This is a genomic window from Tabrizicola sp. (assembly GCF_036781545.1).
GTDB lineage: Bacteria > Pseudomonadota > Alphaproteobacteria > Rhodobacterales > Rhodobacteraceae > Tabrizicola.
On the sequence record NZ_DAIQAT010000170.1, the window covers coordinates 1 to 7,453 of the forward strand.

Annotated in this window: 5 protein-coding genes and 1 pseudogene; 5 read left to right on the forward strand and 1 reads right to left on the reverse strand. The window is 64.7% G+C overall.

Annotation, left to right across the window (positions count from 1 at the left end):
* Together V7Q39_RS17820 and V7Q39_RS17825 are read left to right on the forward strand one after the other, a co-directional pair.
* Window positions 1-1,988: pseudogene (locus V7Q39_RS17820) on the forward strand (DNA-directed RNA polymerase subunit beta'); the annotation flags it as partial.
* A 298-nt stretch (window positions 1,989-2,286) separates the two neighbouring features.
* On the forward strand, window positions 2,287-3,177 hold the full coding sequence (locus V7Q39_RS17825) for a DMT family transporter (protein ID WP_333817963.1): 891 nt from the start codon (window positions 2,287-2,289) through the stop codon (window positions 3,175-3,177).
* On the opposite strand, the gene V7Q39_RS17830 is transcribed toward V7Q39_RS17825, so the two are convergent.
* On the reverse strand, window positions 3,140-3,946 hold the full coding sequence (locus V7Q39_RS17830; RefSeq protein ID WP_333817964.1) for a glycosyltransferase: 807 nt from the start codon (window positions 3,944-3,946) through the stop codon (window positions 3,140-3,142). The genes V7Q39_RS17825 and V7Q39_RS17830 overlap by 38 nt on opposite strands.
* Window positions 3,947-4,334: 388 nt before the next feature.
* Here V7Q39_RS17830 and rpsL point away from each other — a divergent pair, with 388 nt between their 5' ends.
* From rpsL to fusA, 3 genes are read left to right on the forward strand one after another with little or no spacing between them, the layout of a single operon-like run.
* Window positions 4,335-4,706: a 30S ribosomal protein S12 gene (gene rpsL, locus V7Q39_RS17835; RefSeq protein WP_107753017.1), complete on the forward strand. Its 372-nt coding sequence runs from the start codon at window positions 4,335-4,337 to the stop codon at window positions 4,704-4,706.
* A gap of 12 nt (window positions 4,707-4,718) precedes the next feature.
* Window positions 4,719-5,189 carry a 30S ribosomal protein S7 gene (gene rpsG, locus V7Q39_RS17840; RefSeq protein WP_107753015.1) on the forward strand — a complete coding sequence of 157 codons (471 nt, stop codon included), beginning with the start codon at window positions 4,719-4,721 and terminating at the stop codon, window positions 5,187-5,189.
* Between the two features lie 12 nt (window positions 5,190-5,201).
* Window positions 5,202-7,325, forward strand: coding sequence for an elongation factor G (fusA, locus tag V7Q39_RS17845; RefSeq protein ID WP_333817965.1), 2,124 nt, complete (start codon window positions 5,202-5,204; stop codon window positions 7,323-7,325).
* Window positions 7,326-7,453: the final 128 nt, after the last annotated feature.

A 7,453-nucleotide genomic window follows, 5' to 3' on the forward strand; every position in this document is an offset into this window, starting at 1 on the left:
CCAAGCCCTCGGGCGAGATCATCGAGACGCCGATCATCTCGAACTTCAAGGAAGGTCTGACCGTTCTTGAATACTTCAACTCGACCCACGGCGCCCGCAAGGGTCTGGCCGATACCGCGCTGAAGACGGCGAACTCGGGCTACCTGACCCGCCGTCTGGTGGACGTGGCGCAGGATTGCATCGTGCGCTCGGACGATTGCGGCACCGAACGCTTCATCACCGCCTCGGCGGCGATCAACGACGGTGAAATCGTCGCCTCGCTGGCCGAGCGCGTGCTGGGCCGTGTCGCGGCCGAGGACGTGGTGCATCCGGCGACGGGCGAGGTTCTGGTGGTCAAGAACCACCTGATCGACGAACGCGACGCCGACATGATCGAAACCGCGGGCCTTGCCACGGTCAAGATCCGCTCGCCGCTGACCTGCGACGCCGAAGAGGGTGTCTGCTCGAAATGCTACGGGCGCGACCTCGCGCGCGGTACGCTGGTCAACAAGGGCGAGGCGGTGGGTATCATCGCCGCGCAGTCGATCGGTGAGCCGGGCACGCAGCTGACGATGCGGACCTTCCACATCGGCGGCATCGCGCAGGGCGGTTCGCAGTCGTTCCAGGAATCGGGCTCGGCCGGCAAGGTCGAGTTCCGCAACACCAACGTGCTCGAGAATGCCTCGGCCGAACTGGTGGTCCTGGGCCGCAACATGCAGATCGCCATCATCGACGAGAACGGCATCGAACGGGCGGCCCACAAGCTGACCTATGGTGCCAAGCTCTTCGTGCGCGACGGCCAGGAAGTGAAGCGCGGCGACAAGCTCTACGAATGGGACCCCTACACCCTTCCGATCATCGCGGAACGGGCCGGTACGGCGAAATTCGTGGACCTGATCGCCGGTCTGTCGGTGCGCGAGGACACGGACGATGCGACGGGCATGTCGCAGAAGATCGTGACCGACTGGCGCTCGGTTCCCCGTGGTGGCGATCTCAAGCCCGAGATCATCATCATGAACAAGGAAACCGGTGAGCCGATGCGCAACGACGCGGGCAATCCGATCACCTATCCGATGTCGGTCGATGCCATTCTGTCGATCGAGGACGGGCAGGAGGTCCGCCAGGGTGACGTCGTTGCCCGGATCCCGCGCGAAGGCGCCAAGACCAAGGACATCACCGGGGGTCTGCCCCGCGTGGCGGAATTGTTCGAGGCCCGTCGCCCGAAGGATCACGCGATCATCTGCGAGATCGACGGTTATGTGCGCTTCGCCAAGGACTACAAGAACAAGCGCCGCATCACCATCGAACCCGTGGACGAGAATGTCGACGCGGTGGAATACCTGGTGCCGAAGGGCAAGCACATCCCCGTGCAGGAGGGCGATTTCGTCCAGCGCGGCGATTACATCATGGATGGCAACCCCGCGCCGCATGACATCCTGCGGATCCTGGGCATCGAGGCGCTGGCGAACTACCTGATCGACGAGGTGCAGGACGTCTACCGCCTGCAGGGCGTGAAGATCAACGACAAGCACATCGAGGTCATCGTCCGTCAGATGCTGCAGAAGCTGGAGATCCTCGACAGCGGGGATACGACGCTGCTGAAGGGCGAGACGGTCGACAAGTTCGAGTTCGACGAGGCGAACGACAAGGTTACCGCCATGGGCCTGCGCCCGGCGCGGGGCGAGCCGATCCTCCTGGGGATCACCAAGGCCTCGCTGCAGACCCGGTCCTTCATCTCGGCCGCCTCGTTCCAGGAGACCACGCGCGTGCTGACCGAAGCCTCGGTCATCGGCAAGCGCGACAAGCTGGTCGGTCTGAAAGAGAACGTCATCGTCGGCCGGCTGATCCCGGCTGGTACCGGCGGCGTGGCCACGGCGACCCGCAAGATCGCCACGGATCGTGACGATGCGGTGATCGAACAGCGCCGCGCCGAGGCCGAAGCGGTCCTGGTGGCGCCCGATATGGAGCCGATGTTCCGCGAGATGCCCGCGGACGACGACGACCGCTGAGGCCCTCGGGCTGAGAGACGAGACCCCCCGCAACGCAGGTTGCGGGGGGTTTTTCGTTGACCAGCCGGGAGAGGGGTTTCGCCCTCGGCCGCGACGCCTCCGGCGCCGAGCCCTCGGGCGACCAGCGGCGCCGCGTTCCGCGGCGCCGGAAGCCGGGGGGCATTCTGCGCGCCCCCCGGACCCCCCTGAGGATAGGTGAGGAACGAAGAGGAGGGGGCGGCGCGCCTGCCTGCGGCCTCTTCCCCCTTCACCTGTTAAATGATACCGCCGCAGCAGGAGCGGGGGACGAGGGGTTTTCATGCTGTCCGACAATGCACGGGGCGCGCTGCTGATGATGGCGGGGATGGCGTCGTTCACCCTGTCGGATGCGATCATGAAACTGCTCGCCAGCGAATTGCCGCTGTTTCAGACCCTTCTGTGGCGCGGGCTGGCGGTAAGCCTGGTGCTGGGGCTGCTGGTCTGGCGCCGGGGCGTCTTTCGCATCGCCATCGCCCGGGGCGACCGCTGGCTGGTGGCGCTGCGGACGCTGGCGGATACGGCGGCAACCTGGTTCTTCCTGCAGGCGCTTTACCACACGCCGATTGCCAACCTTACCGCCATCATGCAGGCGCTGCCCCTGACCGTGACGCTGGGGGGCGCGCTGTTCCTGGGCGAGCGGGTCGGCTGGCGGCGGATGACGGCGATCGGCGTGGGCTTTCTGGGCGTCTTGCTAATCGCCCGGCCCGAGGCCGGAGGCTTCGACATCTACGCCGTCTACGCGCTGATTTGCATCGGCCTGGTTACCGCGCGCGACCTGCTGACGCGGCGGATGTCGCGCTCGGTGCCCTCGCTGATGGTGGCGCTGGCCAATGCCGCGGCGGTCATGGTCTTCGGTCTTGCCGGCAGCGTGACCGAGGTTTTCGTAACGCCCGCGCCCTATGCGGCGATGCTGCTGGCGGGAACCTCGCTTTTCATCGTCGGCGGCTATGTGCTGACGGTCAGCGCGGTCAGGACCGGCGAACTGGGCTTCGTCACGCCCTTCCGCTACACCGGGCTGATCTGGGCACTGGTGCTGGGCTTCGTCCTGTTCGCCGAATGGCCCGACACGCTGACCCAGCTGGGCGCGGCGCTGGTGGTGGGGACCGGGCTTTTCACCTTCTACCGCGAGCGCGTCACCGTCCGGCGCGGGCGCGCACCCATTCCGCGTTGACGCCGAAGGCGCGCTGGAACCGGTCTTCCTGCTCGCGGGTCAAAAGCGTCATCTCCTGCCCGATCCGGTCGCCGGAATCGTTGAAGCCGTTCACGCCGCGGATGAACATGTCGTTGTCCACCCGGGTGATGGTGGGCATGTGCTGCCAGACCTCGTGATGGGCGAAGTTCATCACCGTCAGGTCGACATCGGGGCGGAAGACGATGGCCAGCGCCGCGGTCGGGTAATTGGCCTTGGCGGGTTCGGCCAGGATCCCCTCGGGCGTGCCGGTCGCGTTCCAGCCACGGGTAAAGGCCAGCGCGACATGGCGCGAGCCCTCGAACAGCGGGAAATGCTGGAACAGCATGTTGCGGACCTTGTGCACGAAGCCCACGCCCATCGCGTCGTCGTCGTCGAGGCGGAACTGGATCGAATACTTGCCTTTGTCGCGCACCGAATTGATGGCGCGGGCCATGACCTCGCGGTGGCGGCCGGGGGGATGGGCCTGGATGACGATCTGGGGGATATCGGCAGTCAGCGCGCGCAGCTGTTCCTCGCGCTCGGCCGGGAAATCCGTCCCGATCACGATGAGGAAGGTGAAATCGTCATTGGTCTGGGTACGGATCGAGGGCAGGGTGAACATCTCGAACAGGCGAAACCGCTCGTCCAGACGCTCGGGCGCATAGAGGAAGCGGGCGCGTTCCTCGGGGCTGTCGTGTTCGGTCTTGAAGCCGCCGATGGCGGGATAGGAAAAGCGGCAAAGGCCGATCACCTGGGCATTCTGTGCCACCCGGCGCCGGGAAAAATAGCCTGGTAGACGCATGCCGCTGCCCCTTCATTTTTGCCCCAGCCTAGCAGCGCGGCGCGGCACGGGCAACGCGGCGCGGGGCAGGGGGGCGGGGCCCGGCGAGCCATGTTGACAAGCCCCGCGACTCCCCCTATACGGCGGCCACCCGGGATCGGCATGCGCTGGTCGCGGGGCTTAGAACACAGTTGTGGTCATGATCCGGGCGGTGCAAGCCCCGATCCTCTGAGATTCCACCGCGATGCCAACCCTCGGAATGGGCGCATCGGCGGTTTTGTGCTTTGCGGACGCGCAGGGTGCGAGACGAAGAACTGCCCCCGGATACCTCGCTGACGAGCGGTGGTTGAACGGGCCGCAAGATAAGGCGATGTGAATGCCTACGATCCAACAGCTGATCCGCAAGCCGCGGCAGCCGAAAGTCCAGAAGTCCAAGTCCCAGCACCTGGAGCAATGCCCGCAGAAGCGCGGCGTCTGCACCCGCGTCTACACCACGACCCCGAAAAAGCCGAACTCGGCGATGCGGAAGGTGGCCAAGGTCCGCCTGACCAACGGTTTCGAGGTGATCAGCTACATCCCCGGCGAAAAGCACAACCTGCAAGAGCACTCGGTGGTGCTGATCCGCGGCGGCCGCGTGAAGGACCTTCCGGGTGTCCGTTACCACATCCTGCGCGGCGTGCTCGATACGCAGGGCGTCAAAGACCGTCGTCAGCGCCGCTCGAAATACGGCGCGAAGCGTCCGAAGTAAGGAGAGACCCCCATGTCGCGTCGTCACGCTGCTGAAAAGCGCGCTGTCCTGCCGGACGCCAAGTTTGGCGATACCGTGCTGACGAAATTCATGAACAACCTGATGGTCGACGGCAAGAAGTCGGTGGCCGAATCGATCGTCTACAACGCGCTCGACCGCGTTGAGAAGCGCCTGAAGCGCGCCCCGATCGAGGTGTTCCACGAAGCCCTCGACAACATCAAGCCGTCGGTCGAAGTGCGCTCGCGCCGCGTCGGCGGTGCGACCTATCAGGTCCCCGTCGAAGTCCGCACCGAGCGTCGTGAGGCCCTGGCGATCCGCTGGCTGATCACCGCCGCCCGCAAGCGCAACGAGAACACCATGGAAGAGCGCCTGGCGGGCGAGCTTTCGGACGCGGTCAACAACCGCGGCACCGCGGTGAAGAAGCGCGAAGACACCCACAAGATGGCCGACGCGAACAAAGCGTTCAGCCATTATCGCTGGTAAGGAAATCCGATCATGGCCCGCGTATATCCGCTCAAGCGATACCGCAACTTCGGCATCATGGCCCACATCGATGCCGGCAAGACCACCACGACCGAGCGTATCCTCTACTACACCGGCAAGTCCCACAAACTCGGCGAAGTCCATGACGGCGCCGCGACCATGGACTGGATGGAGCAGGAACAGGAACGCGGGATCACCATCACCTCGGCCGCGACCACGACCTTCTGGCAGCGCCAGGAAGATCCGACCGCTGATGGCACCTCGGATACCAAATACCGCTTCAACATCATCGACACCCCCGGCCACGTCGACTTCACCATCGAAGTCGAGCGTTCGCTGGCCGTGCTCGACGGGGCCGTCTGCCTGCTCGACGCCAACGCCGGTGTCGAACCGCAGACCGAAACCGTGTGGCGTCAGGCTGACCGCTACAAGGTTCCGCGGATCGTGTTCGTCAACAAGATGGACAAGATCGGCGCCGACTACTTCAAGTGCGTCGAGATGATCAAGGACCGTACCGGCGGGACCCCCTGCCCGGTCTGCCTGCCGATCGGCTCGGAAGACAAGCTCGAAGGCCAGATCGACCTGATCAAGATGGAAGAATGGGTCTGGAAGGGCGAAGACCTCGGCGCGAGCTGGGTCCGTCAGCCGATCCGTGACGAGCTCAAGGACCTGGCCGACGAATGGCGCGCCAAGCTGATCGAGCTCGCCGTCGAACAGGACGACGACGCGATGATGGCCTATCTCGAGGGCGAAGAGCCCGACGAGGAGACCCTGCGCCGCCTGATCCGCAAGGGCACGCTGGCCATGGCCTTCTTCCCGGTCTTCGCCGGCTCGGCCTTCAAGAACAAGGGCGTGCAGCCGCTGCTGAACGCGGTGATCGACTTCCTGCCGGGTCCTCTGGACGTTCCGGCCTATGTCGGCTTCGCCCCGGGCGACGAGACGGAAACCCGCAACATCGAGCGTCACGCCGATGATGACGAGCCCTTCTCGGCGCTGGCGTTCAAGATCATGAACGACCCCTTCGTCGGTTCGCTGACCTTCACCCGGATCTATTCGGGCGTCCTGAAAAAGGGCGACTCGATGCTGAACTCGACGAAGGGCAAGCGCGAGCGCGTCGGCCGGATGATGATGATGCACGCGATCAACCGCGAGGAGATCGACGAAGCCTATGCGGGCGACATCATCGCGCTGGCGGGTCTGAAGGAAACCACCACCGGGGACACGCTCTGCGATCCGTCCAAGCCGGTCGTGCTGGAAACCATGACCTTCCCCGAGCCGGTGATCGAGATCGCCGTGGAGCCGAAGTCGAAAGCCGACCAGGAGAAGATGGGCCTCGCCCTCGCTCGCCTTGCGGCCGAAGACCCCTCGTTCCGCGTCGAGACGAACTTCGAATCGGGTCAGACGATCATGAAGGGGATGGGCGAACTCCACCTCGACATCCTCGTCGACCGCATGAAGCGCGAGTTCAAGGTCGAGGCCAACATCGGTGCCCCGCAGGTGGCGTATCGCGAGACCATCAGCCACAAGGCCGAGGTCGACTATACCCACAAGAAGCAGACCGGCGGTACCGGCCAGTTCGCCCGCGTCAAGCTGGTGATCGAACCGACCCAACCGGGCGAGGGCTATTCGTTCTCGAACCAGATCGTCGGCGGCGTGGTTCCGAAGGAATACGTGCCGGGCGTCGAGAAGGGCATCAAGTCGGTGATGGACTCGGGTCCGCTGGCGGGCTTCCCGGTGATCGACTTCAAGGTGGCGCTGATCGACGGTGCCTATCATGACGTCGACTCCTCGGTTCTCGCCTTCGAGATCGCGGCCCGGGCCGGCATGCGCGAAGGTCTGAAAAAGGCCGGCGCGAAGCTGCTGGAACCGATCATGAAGGTCGAGGTCGTGACGCCGGAAGAATACACCGGGTCGATCATCGGTGACCTGACCAGCCGTCGTGGCATGGTCCAGGGCCAGGACAGCCGCGGCAACGCGAACGTCATCAACGCGATGGTCCCGCTGGCGAACATGTTCGGCTACATCAACAACCTGCGCTCGATGTCCTCGGGCCGCGCGGTGTTCACGATGCAGTTCGACCATTACGACGCCGTGCCGCAGAACATCTCGGACGAGATCCAGAAGAAATACGCTTGACGGTGTGGCGGGGATAACCCCGCCCTACCAAACCCGTAGGGCGGGGCTTCCCCGCCGCCCGTAACACCGACTTAGGAGAAGCCATCATGGCGAAGGCAAAGTTTGAACGGACGAAACCGCATGTCAAC